Source organism: Pseudoalteromonas sp. SG45-3 (assembly GCF_014164075.1).
Lineage (GTDB): Bacteria > Pseudomonadota > Gammaproteobacteria > Enterobacterales > Alteromonadaceae > Pseudoalteromonas > Pseudoalteromonas distincta.
Window position 1 is genome coordinate 19,641 of sequence record NZ_JACJEN010000023.1, and the last position, 20,845, is coordinate 40,485.

Genomic DNA, 20,845 nt, shown 5'->3' on the forward strand with positions numbered 1-20,845 from the left:
CAAAATTATGGCATTATCACGTGAACAAGTTGCAATGCGCGTTGCACAAGAACTACAAGACGGTTACTACGTAAATTTGGGCATAGGAATTCCGACACTCGTCGCAAACTATGTACCAGATGATATTGAAGTTATGTTACAGTCCGAAAATGGCCTTTTAGGCATGGGCCCGTACCCAACTAAAGCAGAGCTAGACGCCGATATGATTAACGCGGGTAAAGAAACCGTGACAGCAGCCACTGGTGCAGCCATATTTAATAGTGCAGATAGTTTTGCCATGATACGGGGTGGTCATGTAGACTTAACCGTTCTGGGTGCATTTGAAGTTGACCAGAATGGCAACATCGCATCGTGGATGATCCCTAAAAAGCTGATTAAAGGCATGGGTGGCGCGATGGATTTAGTCGCTGGCGCGAAAAACATTATTGTTACTATGACCCATGCAAGTAAGCATGGTGACTCTAAACTATTAGAAGCCTGCTCTTTACCGCTTACTGGCGTTAATTGCGTAAAAAAAATAGTGACAGACTTAGCCGTATTAGAAGTTAAAGACGGCGCATTTCATCTATTAGAACGTGCTCCGGGCGTATCTGTTGATGAAATCATTAGTAAAACAGCAGGTAAATTACTTGTTGACGGTGAAGTTCCAGAAATGGTTTTTTAGGCTTTAGCTTAAAATAACGCTTTACCCTGTACCGACCTCATTCCCAGTGCCAATGGCGCTGAGTTACCCAAAATCCCTCGCAAGAGGGATTTTTTTTATCTTTTGTCATTATTTTTACCGTCATTCATACATCTGTAGTAAATTTTATCTATAATACAAATATAAACTAAATGTAAGCGCTTAGATTCTTTGCACTATTTTGTGGATAGCCTGCACCCTTTTTGTGAACTAGCGTTAATTTTATTTTTAACCTGTTGATATTTAAACATTAAATAGTTGGTTCAAATTTTGCCTAAGTAAGGCGTCTCAATAAATTAAATAATTCTGGAAAACATGCAAACTCCTATTCGTGGCCTTCGCTCTTTTTGCTTTGCCGCAAGAAGCCTAAGTTTTAAGCATGCAGCTAATGAGCTGTACTTAACGCCGTCTGCGGTAAGCCATCAAATAAAACAACTTGAAGAACAACTTGGTATTGAGCTTTTTCAACGTAAAACGCGTTCAATTAGCTTAACCACAGCGGGTAAAAACTTTTTTGATGCTGTGTCTCCTATCATCACAATGTTAGAGAGCACCATTAATGAGTTTAGTCAGATGCAGCAAAATACAAATTTGACGATTACCCTGCCTGAATTTTTTGCCAGCGAACTACTCATGCCTAAATTAAGTGAGTGGACCTCAGAACACCCTAATATAAACCTGCAAATGGACACGCTTAAAACACGCAAAGAATTAACGCGTCATAGCGATTTATCTATTGTATTGTCCTCTGGTAAACCTACTGAAGGGTTAGCGACTGAGTTGTTTAACCTTGAATATATTCCTGCATGTAATAAAAAATTGCTCGATCAGTGGAGGGACGATCATCGTCAAGCCCTTAACCAAGTTCCGCTAATCTTGCACAAAGCTCGCCCTTGGGCTTGGCATCAGTGGGCCGAAAAAGCAGGGATTGATGATTTTTCTCCTTCGCAGATTATTCAAATAGATAGCATGTTTGGTGTAGCGCGTGCAGCGCAGCAAGGCATGGGCATTGCGCTTATCCCACTGCCTATTAGCCAAAGCTGGCTAGATGAGCAATGGCTTTACAAGTTATTCGAACAGCCTTTAACAACTAAAGATAAATACTATTTAGTGCAGCACGAATCAAACACGCCTAATCACCCCCTTGATTTATTTGCGAAGTGGGTTGTAAATACGTTTAGAAAAATCCAAGAATAATCCCTATTAGACGAGTTCAGTAATGCAACCTACTCTATGTTGTATTACTGAACTCGTCTAAACCTCTCTGCAAATTTAAATAACTTTTTATTAAATACATAAACTTAGCACCATGCATTAGACTAAAGTCTATAGTTTAATTTTTTTCACTCATTGGTTTTGTTTTTATCGTTTGTCGAAAATAAAGTTAAATATTAAAGTTGCTTTATCAGCTCAAAACAACTTAGTTAAATTGTTTCTTAAGAGCAATAAATGCAACCTTTAGAGTTCTAGTAACTCAAACGTAGCAGTGAAAAGAATCTTATATTGTGTGTGTAAGATGTTGTCAGTGTGAAAAAGCGGTTCAAGTTAGGTGGTGACTTGGCTTGAACTGTTTTTATTTTTGGCGCAAACCACATGGTATGCAATACAAAGCTACCAAAGCGTAGTAAACAAAATCTTTATATTGTGTGTGAAGATGTTGTCAGTGTGAAAAAGCAGTTCAAGTTAGGTGGTGACTTGGCTTGAACTGTTTTTATTTTTGGCGCAAACCACATGATATGCAATACAAAGCTACCAACGTGTAGTAAACAGAATCTTTATATTGTGTGTGAAGATGTTGTCAGTGTGAAAAAGCGGTTCAAGTTAGGTGGTGACTTGGCTTGAACTGTTTTTATTTTTGGCACAAACCACATGATATGTAATACAAAGCTACCAAAGCGTAGTAAACAGAATCTTTATATTGTGTGTGAAGATGTTGTCAGTGTGAAAAAGCAGTTCAAGTTAGGTGGTGACTGGGCTTGAACTGTTTTTATTTTTGGCGCAAACCACATGATATGCAATATAAGTTTAATACTTTTAAAAGCCCCGTAAGTTATAACTTACGGGGCTTTTTTAGTTAATTTTTAATTTGATATTCTTTTTTTAATTTACTTATTTGCACTTTATGTGAAATCAAGAAGGTATTAAATTTCTTGATTATGTCAGGGTAGTCAATCGACGATAATAAAAAGGCTTGTAAATCTGTCGGCAATTCGTTTTGAAAATAAACAGGTCGGGTTAATTTAAAGTATTTTTGGAGGTTATAATTTAATACATCGTTAGATATGTAAATACACTCCACTCGCTCTTTTAAAAGCAACTCTATTAATTCAATTACGTTAGCTGTTTCTATTAACTCAACGTTTTCATTATTCATTAACGGTTTAAAGCTTTGAGGCGTAAACCCTCTTACCGTTGCAAAACTAATGCATTCATCAATAGTGATATTTTTATTTAAACTCGCAATGCCCGTTTTAGTCACAACGGTTGGCTGCGAATAAATAATTTTATTTACATCAATAAATGAAGCTTTGTAGCTTGGTTTCCAGCTAGGGTTATCTGGATACTTAAAGTCGACATGGCGATGTTCCACAAATTCTTTGTAAAGTCGATTAATAGGTAGTGTGTAAAACTCAAACTTAAAGTCATGCTGCTGGGCAAACAAGGTAAGTAACTTTTGACTAAAACCATAATAGTCGCGGTTATCAGCCCCACTACCATCGTAGTATGGAAGGTATTCTATATTCTCTACGCCTACTACGTAATGAGTCGCTGATTTAGCGTTGTTTATTAAAAGCAGTAAAGCGAATGGCAAATATATTAACTGCGTTGCTATTTTTATAAATTGATTCATTAATAACCTAAGTAATATTATTGACAATTAGCTGCACGCTTTAATTTTAACAAATTTGCAAAGATTATGATAAGCCTATTTTGTTTTATGCAAAAAAAAGCCTGATTAGAATCAGGCTACGTAAAGAAAGGGTTTAGCTTTTATCTCTCGGTACAAAATCAAGGACTGTTGCATTAATACAGTAACGATCGCGACCTCTTGGACCTTCACCTGGAAATAAATGCCCTAAGTGTATGCCTGTACTTTTAGAGCGAAGCTCAATGCGTGTCATGCCCCAGCTGCTATCGTCGTGCTGTGTTACGTTGTTTTTTACAGGATGAGTAAAGGACAACCAACCAGTACCTGAGTTAAACCTATCGCTTGTATCAAATAGTGGCTCGCCACTTAATTTATCAACAAAAGTGCCGTCTGGTGTATTTTTAAACTCTTTGTACTCTTTACAGTAAGGTCTATCTGTTCGTGCATCAAATGCAACTTTATAAGCATCACTGTTGCCTAATTTAAAAGCGCCTAATGCTTTATAAAACTCTTCAGGCGTTGCGTAACCTTGACGGCCATATACCTCAATACCATTTTCTAAAAACAAAATGGTCGGTGTTGCCCACGTGGCTGACTTAATAGTTAAATCATCAAGTTGGTCAGCATGGCGAAACGACATTGGTATTGTCCCTTTGTAATCATTTGCGACTGTTTTTTTAAACTTTTCACAGTATGGGCAGTACTCGCGTGAATCTAAGACTACGATTTGTTTTCCTGATAATAAAGCCGTGTTATCTACTTTTTCTACAGGTGTTTTATTAAAAACAACACCGGTAGAGTGATCGGGACAATAGCCATTAGGGTTCTTTTCTAAATAATTTTGATGATACTCTTCTGCCGATACAAAACCTTGAAGCGGTTTAATAACTGTTTCAATTTTGCCATAGCTCGCATCAGTTAAAAGCTGCTGATATTGCGATTTAACTTGCTCAGCTACTTTAGCTTGCGCATCAGTGGTCGTTAATACAATTGAGCGGTATTGAGTACCAATGTCGTTACCTTGGCGATTTTTTTGTGTAGGGTCGTGACTTTCAAAATAGTTTTTTAAGAGATCTTCTGCTGAAATTATATTGCTGTTATACATAACTTGTACAACTTCAGCATAATTGTTCTCGTCAAAACGACGAGACTGATCAGTAATGTTTCTGTAGGTAGCTTTAAAGCCATTGCCGTCAGCGTACCCCGATTCAGCATCAATAACGCCATTAAGCGCTTCGTAGCGTTTTTCGGCTCCCCAAAAACAACCCGATCCAAGTACAATGGTTTCTACATGCATGGTGGCTTCTACATTACTGTGCTCAACCTTTTCCATAGATAAAGCAAAGCTGCCTGCGCTAAATATAATAGCAGCGCCTGATAAATATAATAAATGCTGGTGTTTCATAAAGTACCTCTTAAACAAGTGCGTGCTAACTAAGACCTCCTTATCCTAATTTTCATTTCAACCTAATTACTTATTTAGTACGAAGCGTATTAAGTTTTGGTCTTCAATAAGTTAAATACGATTAATTGAATATAAAACTACTCTTAAAGTAAGTTGGGCAATAAACATAACCACTTAGTCGCAATGGTGTAAATAAATTAATAAAACTGTGTTACGTTTAAATTATGTTGTACAAATAGGTTTATTTAATGAAGCCAGCTCATCATATTTATGCATTAACAAACAGTAGTTTACTGTTTGATGCATCGCATTTAGACGCTACAGATATACTATCTATTCAAAAGAAAATTTGGGCTCTAGCTAGCCACTGTAAAAGCACTGATGAATTTAGCGATTTGGTGCCCGCCATGAACTCGCTCACTCTTTATTTAAAATCAGATAAACACTTAAATAAGTGGTTACGAGTGCTACCTTCGCTGTGGAATGATATTAAAACGAGTACTTTTAAGGGGCAGCATCACTTAATCAAAACCACATACAAGGGTGAGGACATTAATTACGTGGCTCGCTATCATAATTTAAGTGCCGATGAAGTTATTAATATTCATAGTAAAACCAAGTACCACGTTTTATTTTTAGGCTTTCAGCCCGGTTTTGCTTACCTACATGGCTTAAATGAGCAATTACATACACCAAGACGTGATGAGCCACGCATTAAAGTTCCTAAAGGCTCTGTTGCTATAGGTGCTGCACAAACCGGCATTTACCCCGCAGATACCCCAGGTGGTTGGCATATAATAGGTCATACAGATACTGCTTTGTTTGATTCGGCCTCTGAGCAACCTTGTTTAATTCAACCAGGCGATACGCTTGAATTTGTTCCGCACGTTAATAAAGGAGCAAATCATGATTAAAGTACTTAAAAGTGGTGTATTACTTACAATTCAAGATTTTGGCCGTGAGGGCTACCGCCATTTAGGTGTAAGCAAAGCGGGTAGCTTAGACCCTATTGCACAAATCATTGCTAATAGATTACTTAACAATAACGACAATGATGCCGTTTTAGAAATAACTGTGGGTTTGTGCGAACTGGAATTTACCTGCGACACAGTAATTGCGCTTCATGGTGCAGATTTGCAAGCAACCCTTGATGGACATGCAATTTATCCTGGTTGGACATACGCAGTAAAAAACAAACAAGTCCTAAGTTTTGCTACTGGTAGAGCAGGCTTAAGAGCTTATTTAGCAGTGAAAGGCGGTATACAAAATGCTGAAGTTATGGGTTCTAAATCTACAGATTTAAACGCATGTTTTGGTGGTTTTGAAGGTAGATCTCTCACCACTGGTGATGAAATACCTATTACTCCTTATTATGGAGAGTTTATAAAGGTAGGCGCAATTGCTCCCGCCCAGCGCAAACTTATACGCCTGCATCCAAGCCCTCATGCCGACTTATTAGGCGAGCCTTTACTAAGCAACTTTGTGTCTACCGCTTTTAAAGTCAGCAATAATAGTAACCGAATGGGTGTAAGGCTTGAGCATAAAAATAATTTGGGGCATTCGCACTCTTTGCCATCATTAGGGGTGAGCCCTGGGAGTATTCAACTCCCACCAAGTGGAGAGCCAATTGTGTTACTAAATGATGGCCAAACTACAGGGGGCTACCCTCTGCTAGGGACTGTTATTGAAGCCGACTTACGTCAATTTGCACAGTTTAGACCTTTAGATACTGTTGAGTTTAAATATGTAACGTTTGAAGAAGCAGCGAAGGCGAAGCAGAAACTTGACGGACACCTACATCAATTGAGCCTTGCACTTAAAAATAACCTATAAAAATATTCTAAAAATAAATAGGAAAACTATGTTCGACTTAAATTATTGGCCCTGATAATCGTTTAATACTGGTTGTTTTGTATTGTGTAGGTATATTTTTAATTGAAGGTCATTGCGCAAGCCCTGCTCCATTAGTTGCGCTCTGCATGTATAGCGGCAATTGCGGTACGTTAATGACGCCTATGACAGCAAATTAAATATTATTCCTACAGCTCTTTTAGACTTAAAAGATAAGTACCATGTAATAAAGGTTCAAATTCAGACGGCAGTTACCTTACTCGCCGTTAATATTATTTTAATGTATAGCTTGGTGTGTAATGACTAAATCAACTTCTTCTATGGCGTGTGTATTAATTACCGGCTTTGCGCCTTTTGGTGGCGAAACTATCAATCCTTCTTGGCAAGCAGTGCAAAAACTTGATGAAACTATCATCATGAAACATAAAATATGTACACTAGAACTTGCCTATGAGTTTAATACGTCTATTAGTCAGCTTATAAACGCCATTGAGTCGCACAATCCGGCGGTTGTTTTATGTATAGGTCAAGCTGGTGGGCGCAGCGAAATATCAATTGAGCGTATTGCAATAAACGTTGACGATGCACGCATTAAAGACAATGCAGGTAAGCAACCTGTCGATTCACCAATAGAAAAAAATGGCCCTGATGCCTATTTCACTAACTTGCCAATAAAGCGTATGTTACAAGCACTGCACAACAGCAATATACCTGCTGCCATTTCCAATACGGCAGGTACGTATGTGTGTAATCACGTTATGTATGGTCTTATGCATTACATAAATGATCACTGCGCTGTAATGAAAGGTGGCTTTGTGCATATTCCTTATTTACCAAGCCAAGCTGTGCACCACAATGGCGCACCAAGCATGTGTGAAGACACTGTTATTAACGCGCTAAAAGTGATGATTGCACAAGCTTTGAACAATAATAACGACGTAAAAATAGCAGCGGGCACCACGCATTGACCACTTTGGTGCGGTTACATATAACTTGGTGCATAAATTATTCTTAATTAATTGTAAAAGCTATGTGACTTGAGTAATTTTTTCTGATAAAACAAGGTTTCGCAGCACAGCAAATTGGCTTTGCTGCACACATAATAGGAATGAGGAGTTACTATGTGTTCAATTTTTGGGGTATTAGATATTAAATCTGATCCCGCTCAATTGCGTACCCAAGCAATTGAAATGTCAAAGCTGCTTAGACACCGTGGCCCAGATTGGTCTGGTGTATATGCATCTGAAAAAGCTATTTTAGTACATGAGCGTTTAGCTATTGTTGGTGTATCAAGCGGTGCACAGCCTTTATACAATCCTGAAAAAACAAATATTTTAGCGGTTAATGGCGAGATTTATAATCATAAAGAACTTGCAGCAGAGCTAGATGTTGATTTTACTTTTCAAACTCAATCAGACTGTGAAGTTATTTTAGCGCTTTATAAACAAAAAGGATCTGACTTTTTAGATGATCTAAATGGCATTTTTGCATTTTGTTTATATGATGAAGAAAATGACGCTTACTTAATTGGCCGTGACCATATTGGTATTATCCCGCTTTACACTGGTCACGACGAGCACGGTAACTTTTACGTTGCTTCAGAGCTAAAAGCACTCTCTCCAATTTGTAAGCATATTGAAGAATTTCCACCAGGGCATTACCTGTACAGCAAAGATGGCAAAATCACGCCTTATTACAAGCGTGATTGGGAAACATTTGATGCAGTTAAAGATAACAGCGCACAAGCGCAAGACGTTAAAGATGCATTAGAAGCGGCCGTTAAACGCCAGCTAATGTGTGATGTACCATACGGTGTATTACTTTCTGGTGGTTTAGACTCATCGGTTATCTCTGCTATTACCCAGCGTTTTGCTGCCAAACGTATTGAAGATAACGATGAAAGCGATGCATGGTGGCCTAAGTTGCATTCTTTTTCAGTAGGCCTGGAGGGTTCACCTGATTTAGCCGCTGCTCAAAAAGTAGCTGACATGATTGGTACTATTCACCACCCTATCATTTTTACCATTCAAGAAGGTATTGATGCTCTGCGTGAAGTGATTTACCACATTGAAACGTATGATGTAACAACGATTCGTGCCTCTACACCTATGTACTTAATGGCTCGCCAAATTAAAGCGATGGGCATTAAAATGGTGTTATCTGGCGAAGGTGCTGATGAGCTATTTGGTGGTTACTTATACTTCCATAAAGCCCCTAACGCACAAGAGTTTCATGAAGAGCTAAACCGTAAAGTATCAAAACTGCATATGTTTGACTGTTTACGTGCTAATAAATCAATGGCAGCATGGGGCGTTGAAGCACGTGTACCGTTCCTTGATAAAGAATTTGTTGATGTTGCTATGCGTATCAACCCTGAAGCCAAAATGTGTAAAGATGGCAAAATTGAAAAACACATTTTACGTGAAGGTTTTGATGGCTACTTGCCTGATGAAGTTTTATGGCGCCAAAAAGAGCAATTTTCAGACGGTGTTGGTTACAGTTGGATTGATACGTTAAAAGAGTTTGTAAATGAGCAAGTGAGCGATCAAGAGCTTGCAAATGCTAAATTTAAATACCCTATTAATACGCCAGATTCAAAAGAAGCTTACTACTACCGTACTATTTTTGAATCGCACTTTCCGGGTGATGCATCAGCTAAATGTGTACCACATGGTAAATCGGTAGCGTGTTCGACTCCTGAAGCACTTGCATGGGACGCATCGTTCCAAAACAATGCAGATCCATCAGGTCGTGCTGCGGGCGTTCATAACGACGCGTATGCAAGCAAAGGATAACACTCTTTGTTTAACGAAGCGTAAGCCCAAATGGCTTACGCTTCGCTGTATAAAACTCACTTCCACCGAATCTGTTTTTTATAGCCCTGCAAATAACTTAAAAGGCTCAGGTGCTTTAATTGTTATTTATAAAATTGGGTTAACATCAAAAACAATGCAATATATTGCATCACAATCAAACCACCCTGCTACCGTATTTTTAAATCAAAATGAGATAACTAAACGCCATTGTAATATTCGCTGGTTCAACCAAACAAGTGAAATTAAACGCTGTGGGCATGGTACTTTAGCGGCCGCTAATTTTTTAATAAAGTATTTTGGTTATTGCCCTGAAGTATTTACATCAATGAGTAATGAGCGCTTTACTATAAGAGTAAAAAAACAACGCGCACAGTTGTTACTAAAAAGTATAGAGCCTAAAAAAAGCGAATTAGCTAAAGGTGAGTTAAAAAGTGTGTTTTCATCCGCAATAAAAGCAGCCTACAGTACCGGTGATAAAAACGGTTATACGGTTGTATTATTTAATGAAGAATTTAATAAAGAATTTAGTAAAGACGTTGAAAAAGACGATTTAAAAAGCTTACACGTTGATTTTAAAGCTTTGAGTAAACTCCACAAAAATGCAGTTATAGCGCTTAGTATAAAAAATAAAGACAAGAAAAATGCCATAGCGCATTTTAGATATTTTGCACCCCAGTTTGGAGTAAATGAGGACAGTGCAACGGGCTCTGCGGTATCTGTTATTGCCCCCCTGCTATTTAGACTATACGGTTTAAATAAAGCTAAGCTTATACAGCAATCAAATAATGGCGCATTGCTAAACTATGAGTTTAACAATGCTAAAGTTGTCATTTACTAGGGCGTGTTGATCTTTGCGAATTGAAATTTGTTCAATCTAGGGGCGATTAAATCGCGGCGCGAGGTTTGTAACCTAGTGGGCTAAGTAAAAATCGAGCAACAAAGAGTTTATCGCCCCTAGGCAGAACCCGAAGGGCAGCACATGTTTGGCATTTATGCTGCGTTATCGCCTATTTATGTGGAATAACCACACTTCATAGGCTCTACCTTGCCTAAAAACCAAACATATTGCTGCAAATTCAACTATCAAAGATCAACACCCCCTAAACATATTAAGTAAACGTTTATAGCGGTCGTAATAAGCACAATGCAAAATAGTTACTATCGTCTTGCCATGTTTGCTCTAACTTTAAATTAGCTTGCGCTGCAAGCTGCTTAAACGATTCGAGCGTGTACTTATGAGAGTTTTCTGTATGGATACTTTCGCCTTCAATAAAGTCTATTTGCTGATCATTTATAACCACGCTTTGATTACAGTTACTTACTAAATGCATTTCAATACGGCTATGTTGCTCGTTAAAGCGTGACTCGTGGCTAAAGTTATCTAAATTAAATGTGCCGTTTAGCTCGTTATTAATACGTTGTAGTAAATTTTTATTAAATGCGGCGGTGATTCCCGCTTTATCGTTATATGCATCGAGTAGTACTTGGCGCTCTTTTACTAAATCAACCCCAATTAATACATAACCGTTTATACCACATAAACGATGGAAATTATTCATAATTTCTATAGCTTTAACTGGGGCAAAATTACCAAGAGTAGAGCCTGGAAAATACACCAAATTGGTTTGACTATCTAAAGCGGTGTCTTTGGTTAGCTGTTTAACCATTTGGCTATGTGTAAAGTCTCCTAGTAATGGCGAAATGGCCAAATCTGGGAATAATGGTGACAAATGTGCAAGTGAATAACTGAGCATCTCCTCAGAAATTTCAAACGGTACGAAGGTTTTTACCTTTGCCATGTGCGCTAATAAATACGCGACCTTTTTACCCGAACCACACCCAGGCTCAATAATAGAGAGATTTTCAGGTAGCATTTGAGCAATCGACTGCGAGTATTGCTCTAAAATAGACAACTCCGTACGTGTAACATAATACTCTTGTAAGGATGTTATTTGCTCGAATAATGCAGCACCTTTATCATCGTAAAAATACTTACACGGAAGCATTTTTTGTTGTTGAGTTAATCCGCTTATCACGTCGTTTAAAAATTCAGTGTCGGTTATGTTACTTTGTTTAATCGCTGTTACTTGGCTCATACTATATCCTTAGCTAGTCTTATCCCGCTGCACATCCACGCTTGATGTGGGTAATAAAAATTTCGGTATGTTTGTCGTAAATGGTTTTGAGGGGTAAACACACACCCACCCCGTAACACCATTTGGTTATTCATAAATTTACCATTGTATTCCCCTGCTACTCCTTCAATAGGCTTAAAACCGGGGTATGGCAAATATGCACTGTTTGTCCATTGCCAACATGAATCCGTTAACTGGTTTATTTCAGTATCATCTTTTGTTTGTTGTGGTGTTAGATAGTTATTATTAGTGTCTGTTGAAGGTGTATTTTTAGCTGCATATTCCCACTCGAACTCTGTAGGCAAGCGAGCCTTTACAAAATTAGCGTAGGCGCTGGCCTCAAAATAACTAACATGGCTGATGGGAGCACTTAAATTTAAAGGCTGCAATCCATAGTGTGTAAACTCAAACCATTCGTTATTTATGTAATGCCAATATAATGGATGCGTTAAACGAGTGTTTTGAATATGCGCCCAACCGTCGCTTAACCAATATTGTGGATTGCTATATCCACCGGCATTTATAAAGTCTAAATATTCACCATTAGTGACCAATCTATTAGCAAAACTGAATGGATGAATTAGTACTTGGTGTTTGGGGCACTCGTTATCATATGCAAATTCATCGTCGGCATTTGTGCCAATATTAATAATGGCTTGTTCAAAATTGATAAAATTAAGGGGTTTAATATCAGCTGATTTTTTTTGGCTATTTAAAAGCGATGTTTTATATTGAGGAAATAATGGATTTACTGAAAAGTTATATTTGATGTCCATAAGCATTAGTTCTTGATGCTGTTGCTCGTGGTGTAACCCAAGTTCAATAATATCTTTAATGTGCGGGTTAACGTCAGTCTTAAGTAATTCAATCACGCGGCTATCTACATGTTCTCTGTAAGCTAGCACTTCGTCTAAACCTGGCCTAGATAAGCTTCCTCTGTTTGCCCGTTTAAATTGATCTCCAATCCCATTGTAGTAAGAATTAAAAAGCATTTTGTAGTGAGGATTAAACACTGCGTACTGTTTACAATGAACACTAAGTAAAAACGTTTCAAAAAACCACGTGGTATGCGCTAAATGCCATTTAGTAGGACTGGCATCAGCCATAGCTTGTAATTGGCAATCTTCTACAGTGAGTGGTTCAATAATAGCTAGGCTTTCGTCTCTAACGCTGCAAAAGCGTTTAACAAGTTCGTTTTGATTGGTATCGTTTGTAACGCTTTCACGCATAATAGTATTAATCCTTTGCCTATCTATTTATAAAATATAGCTTAGGGCATGCTGAGCTTTTTGGATTGAAATTTGTTCAATCTAGGGGCGATTAAATCGCGGCACGAGGTTTGTAACCTAGTGGGCTAAGTAAAAACCGAGTAACAAAGAGTTAATCGTCCCTAGAAAGAACCCAAAGGGCAGTGTATGTTTGGTATTTATGCTGCGTTATCGCCTATTTATGGGGAATGACCACACTACATAGGCTCTGCCTTGCCTAAAAACCAAACATACTACTGTAAATTCAATCGCCAAAATTCAACATGCCCTAATGTTGTGTTAAATCATATTCATATTACAACTTGATTAAAGGTGCTTATCGGCTTATAAATTTATAATAGCCTTGAAGAGAAATTTGCTCTTCGCTAGCCGGTTTTTGATTATTCTTACGTGCATGCAAGCATGAAAAATAACGCATAAGCTGTTACCGAACCGCTAAGCTATAAATCTAGGAGCGATTAAATTGCGCCTAGATTTAATAAATTTCAATCCTAAAAGACTAACAAGCCCTAATATTTAAGCATTAATTAAGCTACTTAAAAATGATCTTTTTTTACTTAACCAAGTAAATTAATACTTTTAATAGCAAACTAAATTTTAACGTTCACTGAATTTTTAAATTTAGGGCTTTTAAATGAAAAAATCATGAATTTGGCCATATAAACAGCGTTTTAAATACAAATTCATTTACATTTAATATTTAACTCATACACTACTAGCTGTATGATCACGCTTCAAATTAGTTAGTCTTCAAATAATTACGGTATTACTTTTTACTTAATATTTAAAGACTAATGTAATTCGATATGACGCCGAATTTATTTTGGCTTGTTAGGACAACTAAAGAGGTATTGCATGAAGGAAAATCATGACAAATATAGTATTGACAACACGGATTACACCGTAGGTCAGGACAACGTACAAAAGTGGGGGTTTGATATTCACAACCCTGTTTTTGGAACTAGTGCGGGCCTGATTGTCATCTTTTTAATCGCCATACTTGTTACCGACCCACAAACTGCAAAAACAGCGCTTGATAGTATCAAGACCGATATTATTAATAATTTTGATGCCCTATTTATGTGGGCTGCTAACTTCTTTGTACTCTTTTGTTTAGCACTTATTGTTTCTCCTTACGGTAATATTCGCCTTGGTGGTGATGGCGCTAAACCTTCTCACTCTCGCGTTTCATGGCTTGCTATGTTATTTGCTGCCGGTATGGGTATCGGCCTTATGTTTTGGGGCGTTGCTGAACCAGTTGCTTACTTTACTGGTTGGTACGAAACACCGCTTAATGTAGCCGCTAATACACCAGAAGCTGCAAAATTAGCAATGGGCGCAACTATGTTTCATTGGGGTCTTCACCCTTGGGCTATTTACGCTGTTGTTGGTTTATCTCTTGCGTTTTTTACCTATAACAAAGGTTTACCGCTTTCAATTCGTTCTATTTTTTACCCTATATTAGGTGATAGAGCTTGGGGTTGGCCTGGTCATATCATTGATATCTTAGCTGTACTTGCTACGTTATTTGGCCTTGCAACATCTTTAGGTTTAGGTGCGCAGCAAGCTTCTGCAGGTATTAACCATGTATTTGGTACAGAAGGTGGCATTGGCTCTCAAATTTTAGTTATTGCGGGTGTAACACTTTTAGCCATTGTCTCTGTGGTTCGTGGTATTGACGGTGGTGTGAAGCTACTAAGTAATGTAAATATGCTAATTGCGTTTTCATTATTATTGTTTGTATGTTTAGTAGGCTTTGCCGTAGCAATGGGTAATGTACCAACTACCGTGATGGGCTATGTAGAAAATATTATTCCATTGAGTAATCCTCACGGTCGTGAAGACGAAACATGGATGCATGGTTGGACTGTGTTTTACTGGGCTTGGTGGATTTCCTGGTCACCGTTTGTAGGTATGTTTATCGCGCGTGTATCACGTGGTCGTACAATTCGTGAATTCTTAATTGCGGTTTTACTTATTCCTACTCTAGTTACTGTTTTATGGATGTCTATTTACGGTGGTATTGCGATTGATCAAGTAGTTAATGGTGTTGGTGCGTTAGGCACTAATGGTTTAACTGATGTACCTTTAGCTATGTTCCAAATGCTTGATGAATTACCTTTATCTAATATTTTATCGTTTATTGCAATTTTATTAGTGTTGGTATTTTTCATTACGTCATCTGACTCTGGTTCATTAGTAATTGATTCAATTACAGCTGGCGGTAAAATTGATGCACCGGTACCACAACGTATATTTTGGGCATCGGTTGAGGGCGCAATTGCAGCTGCTTTACTTTGGATTGGTGGCACACAAGCAATTGAAGCACTACAAGCAGGCGCTGTCTCTACAGGCTTGCCATTTACTATTGTATTATTATTTATGTGTTTAAGTTTAGTTTTAGGTTTACGAACTGAGCCTCGCCCAGTTAAATAATACTTTTAGTAAGTAACACTTTTAATTAGTAACGAAAACGCCGCAATTTTTGCGGCGTTTTTTTGTTTGGTCATTAAAAGCTAGAACCACAGCTCTGAGATTGGAGTATCTACACGATAATGATAACTCAGTTGCGCTTGTAAAAGTTCTGCTGTAGCAAGTGCATCCGTTAACGCATTGTGATTTTGATATGCTGGTAGGGAATAACGCGCACGGCAATCTGTTAGCCTAAGAGAACCTAATTTTGTGTTAAACAATCGCCCTAATAAACCCTGCCTTGCTTTTAGTGCTCTTTTTTCTATTTCCATTGTATCAACAAGTGCAAACTCAAGACCTTCTTTAAGCCTTAACAATAACGCATTATTTAAAAAGTGACGTTCTATTGCGGCATAATGCACCACGACAACTTTACCACTGAGCGCTTCAAGTAAAGGCTCTATAATTTGATTAAAGTCGGGGGCGTCGTCCACCTCAGAATGCGTTATTCCATGTATTAAAATAGACTCTTCATGAAGGTTTCGCCTAGGCTGCACAACCCAATGCCGACTGTGCTTACAATAAATGCGCTCTAAATTGAACGGCACCAAACCAACACTCACTATATCGTCGTTTTGACTATTTAAGCCTGTTGTTTCAAAATCCATTGCTACAAAAGGCACGTCTTTTATTGCAGCTTTGTTTTGATTATAAGCACCCGCATAAAAGTGTTTTAGGAGTTTATTTTTGGTGCTATTGGCAAGCTCGTTATACCTAGCTTGCCAATCAATTGCTTTATGATTACGCGGATTCATAGGCTACTTCACACCAGAGTTTGCTGTGTAGCTAAATTTTAAATAGCTTTGTGCTTTTTCTAAAATGGCGAATGCCTCTTTTAAGTTTCGTTGCTCGAACGGAGAAAGTAAATGTGGATCTAAGTCGTTATCGGGCTCTTCGCCCTTCTCTATTTGCCACGCTTGATGGCGAATTCGCATCATGGCAATATACTCAAGTGCATCACGTAAATCTTGCGCTTTACCCTGTGGTAAAAGTTTCGCTTCAATAATGTCTTCTAGTCGCTCAAACGAATTTTGTTTACGCGAACCAATAGCCAATGCGTGCACGCGAATAACATCAGAAAGAGGTGCAGTCCCTCTTCGCTTTAAGTTCATTGAACGCTTATGTTGGCCATTATGCTCCATAACAAAGCCTTTGAAGAAACCTAGTGGAGGTGTTCTATTTCTAGCATTTGCTGCCATATTAGCTAAAAATACGCGATTTACTTTACTTTGTTTTGCTATAAATATTTTAAGCTCGTCGGCCCACTTGGTTTTACCCCACACACCGTCTAAGTCAAAAAATATAGAACTATTAAGCAATGCTTGTGGTTTTGGCTGCGCGATCCAATCTGCAAATTGATCGAACCACTGTGAGCGAGTTTTACGCCATTTTTTAAACGACGCCATAATTTCTCCATCACAGTAGGTGTAACCACACTGCGCTAAACCATCACACACAAAATCGGCAATATTTTGAAAATACGCGTTATGTTTTTCATCGTCATAACTGTCATCTAAAATAAGCGCGTTGTCTTGATCGGTTACAATAAGTTGCTCGTCTCGAGCCATTGAGCCCAGAGCAATAAAACAGTAAGGCACAGGAGGTGGCCCAAACTTTTCTTCTGCTAATACAAGTAGTCTTTGTTTAAATGTACGCCCTATAACAGCCATGGCTGTACCAACCATGTGTGAGTTTGCATCTTCATTCACCATACGAACAAACACATTGGGCAATTGGCGTGCATAATGCGCCAAATCCTCTATTGTTTGTTGAGCCAGTATGCCACGTACAAGTAATAAGCTGCTTTGGGATTCATAACGCAAAATATCAGAGAGGGAGATAACTCCTATTGGGCGTCTTTTTTGTACTACTGGCAAATGATGTAAGTTATCTCTAAGCATGGCCAATACAGCTTCGAAAATATAGTCATTAGCATCTAATAGTACTAAGTTAGTGGACATAATGTCTTTTGCTTGCGTGTTAAAGGCAAGCCCTCTAGCCACTACTTTAGTGCGTAAATCCCTATCGGTTATTATACCAACTACTTGTCCATCATCTTCTTCTGGGTCATCATTTATGGGTTTATTTACATCGGTTACCAACACTGACGATACCGCCTCTTCGGTCATTAATTTAGCGATATCTTGTATCGTAGAGGTTGCATCTACGGTGACTACATCTCTGTGAATTAATGATTTTACCTTCGCGGTTGTCAGGTCATTGCCATCGGCTTGTTCGACAATAGCTTGATGCAAACGCACGTTACCGTCTGTTTCGAAGTAATCAGCAAACGCATCAAACTCATCACAGTAACGATTAAATAGCTCGACATTTATGCAATATACTAACGTATCTTCAAGAGCAGTTGCAGGAAAACGTACCTTACGGTTCATCAATAAACCCATTTGACCAAATATACCTGCGGTAGCCAAACGATTATACAGCTCGCCATTTCGGCGGTACATTTCTACAGAGCCACTTCTAATTACATACAAATCAGAAATGTCTTGTCCAAAACTCAAGATATCTGTTTTTGCTCTAAAATAAGCCACTTCTACTTGTTGAGCTAGCTCATTAAGCGCTTTTTGAGGTAAGTCATCAAAAGGAGGATGTTGTGCTAAAAATTGTGCGATTTCAACTTGTTCGGCTTGCATAAATCCCTTCCTGTATGCGCATTAAAATGACTAAATCTGTTTTGCAGATTAACACTATCATCGGGGTGTGAAAACAATTACTGTACAAATTTAGGCACAAAAAAAGAGCCTAAATAGACTCTTTAAATGTAATACTTATTGTATAAATTTATTTAGCGCGCTGAGCGTCTTTTTGGGCTTTTTTAGCTTCTTTACGTTGCTGTAAAACAGCTTGTGCTTCATTACCAATATGGCCCTCACCACGCGCTTGCGCTAATTCTATTTGCTTTTGGCGCTCTGCAAAACGTGCGCGTTGTTCGTCCGTTACTTCTTCAATACAATGATGACAAGAGACGCCCTCCATGTATTCAGGGTTTAACTTTTCGTCTTCTGTAATTGGCATACGACACGCGTGGCATTGATCATAAGAGCCTTTTTGTAAGTCGTGATCAACCGCAACGCGATTATCAAATACAAAACACTCGCCTTCCCACATGGTTTCTTCTTTTGGCACTTCTTCTAGGTATTTTAAGATACCGCCTTCAAGGTGATAAACTTCATCAAAACCTTGCTCTTTCATGTAGGCTGTCGATTTTTCGCAGCGGATACCGCCGGTACAAAACATCGCCACTTTTTTGTGTTTCTCAGGGTCTAAGTTTTCTTTTGCCCACTGTGGAAATTCGCGGAACGTTTTGGTATTTGGATCGACCGCATTTTGAAATGTACCAATTTCAATTTCGTAATCATTACGTGTATCAATTAAAATTACTTCAGGGTCAGATATAAGTGCGTTCCACTCATTTGGCTTTACATAGCTACCCACAACTTTAAGCGGATCTACGCCTTCAACGCCCATCGTTACAATTTCTTTTTTTAGTTTTACTTTAGTGCGGTAAAACGGACATTCATCGTCGTAAGATTCTTTTGTAACGATGTTTTTTAAATTTGGTTGCTCATCTAGCCATGCTAATAAGTTGTCTATCCCTTCTCGTTTTGCAGAAACAGTGCCGTTTATACCTTCGGCAGCGAGCAATAAAGTACCGCGTACTTCATTTGCTTCCATCACTTCTAGTAATGGCTTACGGATAGCTTCAAATTCAGGTAAACCTACAAACTTATACAGCGCACACACTACAAAGTGATCGCCCGTTACATTATCTTTATGAACAACAGTCATTATATTTCCTATTTTGCCTTGTTAGCCAATATTGGCGTCTACCGAATCGTAAATCCGGCGCATATGGGGCGCGTATTTTACGCTTTTTTAGTTTAATTGCAAAAAATAGCGCTATAGATTGGTTTTTACTGTTAGCGACCTAGCTGTGTAAGCTATAATGCGCTGATAAATTTATAGAGTTAATTTGCTCATTTTGGAGAAACACACATTGCAGTTTACTGATCTTGGGATTGATACACGCCTTGAAACACAACTAGCACATCAAGGGATCACCCAGCCCACCGATATTCAAGCGCATGCAGTGCCTACCGCACTTGCAGGGCATGACATTTTCGCTCAGTCTAAAACTGGGTCGGGCAAAACCTTGGCGTTTTTATTACCTGCTGTACAAAGGGTTATGAAACAAAAAGCACTCAGTAAACGCGATCCTCGTGTACTTATTGTTGCTCCTACGCGTGAGCTTGCTACGCAAGTATTTACTCAGCTGCGTTTATTAATTGCTGGTACAGCCATTAAGGCCGTAAAAATACTTGGTGGCGAAAACTTTAATGACCAAATAAAAGCTCTTAGAAACGACCCACAATTCGTAGTTGCTACACCAGGGCGTTTAGCTGATCACATTACAAAACGTTCATTACAATTGAGCGGACTAGAACTGCTTATTTTTGATGAAGCCGATCGTATTTTAGATTTAGGCTTTACCGAGCAGTTAAAAATGATTAACGAGCAAGCTAATCACCGTCTACGCCAAACGTTATTGTTTTCTGCAACACTTGACCATGCACAAGTAGATGCACTATCACGTAACCTATTAAAAAAACCAAAGCAAATTACGCTAAGTGCAGCAAATGAGCAACATAGTGATATTAAACAAACGTTATACCTTGCCGATCACCTTGATCATAAAGAAGCGTTATTAGAGCATTTTTTAAACCAAGATGATGTTGGTCAATGTATTATCTTCACAGCAACGCGTTCTGACACGAGCCGTTTGAGTGAAGCCCTTAATGCTAAAGGCTTCAAATCTGTAGCGCTTGCTGGTGATTTAACGCAAAACAAACGTTTAGATATCATGGATTCGTTTAGTCGCGAAAACTTTAAAATATTGATCACCACCGACGTTGCATCTCGTGGTTTAGATTTATTAAGCGTAACGCACGTTATTAACTTTGATTTACCAAAACACGCTGAAGAGTATGTACACCGCATAGGTCGTACAGGACGTGCTGGCTTTAAAGGAAATGCAATTTCATTAGTTGGCCCAAAAGATTGGGCAAGTTATTTAGCTATTAAAGCATTTTTAAATGACGAATTAAAATTTGCGAGCGTAGAGAGCCTAAAAGCTAAGTTTAAAGGTTTAAAAGAGAAAAAACCTGAGGCAGCGTGGGACAAATCTAAAGAAAAAGCCGCCGCTGTTAAAAAGCCTGCATTTAAACGCAAAGCTAAACCTAAAAAGCCTACAGCACCAATTAAAGCACCGATGAACATTGATGGCGATACACCAATGCGCCGTAAAAAAAAGCCTGAGCAGGAATAA

At 38.5% G+C, this 20,845-nt stretch carries 16 protein-coding genes and 1 pseudogene; 10 read left to right on the plus strand and 7 right to left on the minus strand.

Features of this window, described 5'->3' with window-relative positions; genetic code table 11:
* Positions 1 to 7: 7 nt before the first annotated feature.
* Positions 8 to 664, plus strand: a complete 657-nt coding sequence (locus tag H5126_RS18675) for a CoA transferase subunit B (protein WP_039489749.1) — start codon at positions 8 to 10, stop codon at positions 662 to 664.
* A 333-nt stretch (positions 665 to 997) separates the two neighbouring features.
* Positions 998 to 1,879: a LysR family transcriptional regulator gene (locus H5126_RS18680; RefSeq protein ID WP_182694627.1), complete on the plus strand. Its 882-nt coding sequence runs from the start codon at positions 998 to 1,000 to the stop codon at positions 1,877 to 1,879.
* A gap of 877 nt (positions 1,880 to 2,756) precedes the next feature.
* On the opposite strand, the gene H5126_RS18685 is transcribed toward H5126_RS18680, so the two are convergent.
* Both H5126_RS18685 and msrA read right to left on the minus strand, forming a co-directional pair.
* Positions 2,757 to 3,533 carry an amino acid ABC transporter substrate-binding protein gene (locus H5126_RS18685; protein WP_182695013.1) on the minus strand — a complete coding sequence of 259 codons (777 nt, stop codon included), beginning with the start codon at positions 3,531 to 3,533 and terminating at the stop codon, positions 2,757 to 2,759.
* A 133-nt stretch (positions 3,534 to 3,666) separates the two neighbouring features.
* Positions 3,667 to 4,956: a peptide-methionine (S)-S-oxide reductase MsrA gene (gene msrA / locus H5126_RS18690; RefSeq protein ID WP_182720861.1), complete on the minus strand. Its 1,290-nt coding sequence runs from the start codon at positions 4,954 to 4,956 to the stop codon at positions 3,667 to 3,669.
* Between the two features lie 248 nt (positions 4,957 to 5,204).
* Between msrA and pxpB the strand changes: the two genes are divergently transcribed.
* The 6 genes and pseudogenes from pxpB to H5126_RS18720 all read left to right on the plus strand — a co-directional run bounded on the left by pxpB (position 5,205) and on the right by H5126_RS18720 (position 10,461).
* Positions 5,205 to 5,870 (plus strand): 5-oxoprolinase subunit PxpB, encoded by a 666-nt coding sequence (gene pxpB, locus H5126_RS18695; RefSeq protein WP_182720860.1) that lies wholly within the window; start codon positions 5,205 to 5,207, stop codon positions 5,868 to 5,870.
* Positions 5,863 to 6,789 carry a biotin-dependent carboxyltransferase family protein gene (locus H5126_RS18700; protein WP_182720859.1) on the plus strand — a complete coding sequence of 309 codons (927 nt, stop codon included), beginning with the start codon at positions 5,863 to 5,865 and terminating at the stop codon, positions 6,787 to 6,789. Before pxpB ends, H5126_RS18700 begins: the two co-directional genes overlap by 8 nt.
* A gap of 44 nt (positions 6,790 to 6,833) precedes the next feature.
* Positions 6,834 to 7,114: pseudogene (locus H5126_RS18705) on the plus strand (5-oxoproline transporter, DUF979 family subunit); the annotation flags it as partial.
* Positions 7,107 to 7,775, plus strand: a complete 669-nt coding sequence (gene pcp, locus H5126_RS18710) for a pyroglutamyl-peptidase I (protein WP_182720858.1) — start codon at positions 7,107 to 7,109, stop codon at positions 7,773 to 7,775. The pseudogene H5126_RS18705 and the gene pcp, both read left to right, overlap by 8 nt.
* A gap of 153 nt (positions 7,776 to 7,928) precedes the next feature.
* Positions 7,929 to 9,602, plus strand: a complete 1,674-nt coding sequence (gene asnB, locus H5126_RS18715; protein WP_182711293.1) for an asparagine synthase B — start codon at positions 7,929 to 7,931, stop codon at positions 9,600 to 9,602.
* A complete protein-coding gene (locus tag H5126_RS18720; RefSeq protein WP_182720857.1) occupies positions 9,586 to 10,461 on the plus strand; it encodes a PhzF family phenazine biosynthesis protein in 876 nt (291 codons plus the stop codon). Before asnB ends, H5126_RS18720 begins: the two co-directional genes overlap by 17 nt.
* Positions 10,462 to 10,744: 283 nt before the next feature.
* On the opposite strand, the gene egtD is transcribed toward H5126_RS18720, so the two are convergent.
* Both egtD and egtB read right to left on the minus strand, forming a co-directional pair.
* On the minus strand, positions 10,745 to 11,719 hold the full coding sequence (egtD, locus tag H5126_RS18725; protein WP_182720856.1) for an L-histidine N(alpha)-methyltransferase: 975 nt from the start codon (positions 11,717 to 11,719) through the stop codon (positions 10,745 to 10,747).
* Positions 11,716 to 12,987 (minus strand): ergothioneine biosynthesis protein EgtB, encoded by a 1,272-nt coding sequence (egtB, locus tag H5126_RS18730; RefSeq protein WP_182720855.1) that lies wholly within the window; start codon positions 12,985 to 12,987, stop codon positions 11,716 to 11,718. The genes egtD and egtB overlap by 4 nt, the downstream gene beginning before the upstream one ends.
* 894 nt (positions 12,988 to 13,881) lie before the next feature.
* Between egtB and H5126_RS18735 the strand changes: the two genes are divergently transcribed.
* Positions 13,882 to 15,462 carry a BCCT family transporter gene (locus H5126_RS18735; protein ID WP_182693287.1) on the plus strand — a complete coding sequence of 527 codons (1,581 nt, stop codon included), beginning with the start codon at positions 13,882 to 13,884 and terminating at the stop codon, positions 15,460 to 15,462.
* Positions 15,463 to 15,542: 80 nt separating this feature from the next.
* Here H5126_RS18735 and H5126_RS18740 read toward each other — a convergent pair whose 3' ends face one another.
* From H5126_RS18740 to H5126_RS18750, 3 genes are all read right to left on the minus strand, one after another.
* On the minus strand, positions 15,543 to 16,253 hold the full coding sequence (locus tag H5126_RS18740; RefSeq protein ID WP_182720854.1) for a 3'-5' exonuclease: 711 nt from the start codon (positions 16,251 to 16,253) through the stop codon (positions 15,543 to 15,545).
* Positions 16,254 to 16,256: 3 nt separating this feature from the next.
* Positions 16,257 to 18,152, minus strand: a complete 1,896-nt coding sequence (locus tag H5126_RS18745; protein WP_182720853.1) for a DUF294 nucleotidyltransferase-like domain-containing protein — start codon at positions 18,150 to 18,152, stop codon at positions 16,257 to 16,259.
* Between the two features lie 148 nt (positions 18,153 to 18,300).
* The gene (locus tag H5126_RS18750) at positions 18,301 to 19,308 is read right to left on the minus strand and encodes a rhodanese-related sulfurtransferase (RefSeq protein WP_182720852.1); all 1,008 of its coding nucleotides are present in this window, start codon (positions 19,306 to 19,308) and stop codon (positions 18,301 to 18,303) included.
* A 208-nt stretch (positions 19,309 to 19,516) separates the two neighbouring features.
* Here H5126_RS18750 and H5126_RS18755 point away from each other — a divergent pair, with 208 nt between their 5' ends.
* A complete protein-coding gene (locus H5126_RS18755; protein WP_002961190.1) occupies positions 19,517 to 20,845 on the plus strand; it encodes a DEAD/DEAH box helicase in 1,329 nt (442 codons plus the stop codon).

What these genes read in the sequence shown, in the direction of transcription:
- H5126_RS18675 (WP_039489749.1), top strand. Translation starts at nt 8, where the DNA reads ATGGCATTATCACGTGAACAAGTTGCAATGCGCGTTGCACAAGAACTA.
- H5126_RS18680 (WP_182694627.1), top strand. Translation starts at nt 998, where the DNA reads ATGCAAACTCCTATTCGTGGCCTTCGCTCTTTTTGCTTTGCCGCAAGA.
- H5126_RS18685 (WP_182695013.1), bottom strand. Translation starts at nt 3,533, where the DNA reads ATGAATCAATTTATAAAAATAGCAACGCAGTTAATATATTTGCCATTC.
- msrA (WP_182720861.1), bottom strand. Translation starts at nt 4,956, where the DNA reads ATGAAACACCAGCATTTATTATATTTATCAGGCGCTGCTATTATATTT.
- pxpB (WP_182720860.1), top strand. Translation starts at nt 5,205, where the DNA reads ATGAAGCCAGCTCATCATATTTATGCATTAACAAACAGTAGTTTACTG.
- H5126_RS18700 (WP_182720859.1), top strand. Translation starts at nt 5,863, where the DNA reads ATGATTAAAGTACTTAAAAGTGGTGTATTACTTACAATTCAAGATTTT.
- pcp (WP_182720858.1), top strand. Translation starts at nt 7,107, where the DNA reads ATGACTAAATCAACTTCTTCTATGGCGTGTGTATTAATTACCGGCTTT.
- asnB (WP_182711293.1), top strand. Translation starts at nt 7,929, where the DNA reads ATGTGTTCAATTTTTGGGGTATTAGATATTAAATCTGATCCCGCTCAA.
- H5126_RS18720 (WP_182720857.1), top strand. Translation starts at nt 9,586, where the DNA reads ATGCAAGCAAAGGATAACACTCTTTGTTTAACGAAGCGTAAGCCCAAA.
- egtD (WP_182720856.1), bottom strand. Translation starts at nt 11,719, where the DNA reads ATGAGCCAAGTAACAGCGATTAAACAAAGTAACATAACCGACACTGAA.
- egtB (WP_182720855.1), bottom strand. Translation starts at nt 12,987, where the DNA reads ATGCGTGAAAGCGTTACAAACGATACCAATCAAAACGAACTTGTTAAA.
- H5126_RS18735 (WP_182693287.1), top strand. Translation starts at nt 13,882, where the DNA reads ATGAAGGAAAATCATGACAAATATAGTATTGACAACACGGATTACACC.
- H5126_RS18740 (WP_182720854.1), bottom strand. Translation starts at nt 16,253, where the DNA reads ATGAATCCGCGTAATCATAAAGCAATTGATTGGCAAGCTAGGTATAAC.
- H5126_RS18745 (WP_182720853.1), bottom strand. Translation starts at nt 18,152, where the DNA reads ATGCAAGCCGAACAAGTTGAAATCGCACAATTTTTAGCACAACATCCT.
- H5126_RS18750 (WP_182720852.1), bottom strand. Translation starts at nt 19,308, where the DNA reads ATGACTGTTGTTCATAAAGATAATGTAACGGGCGATCACTTTGTAGTG.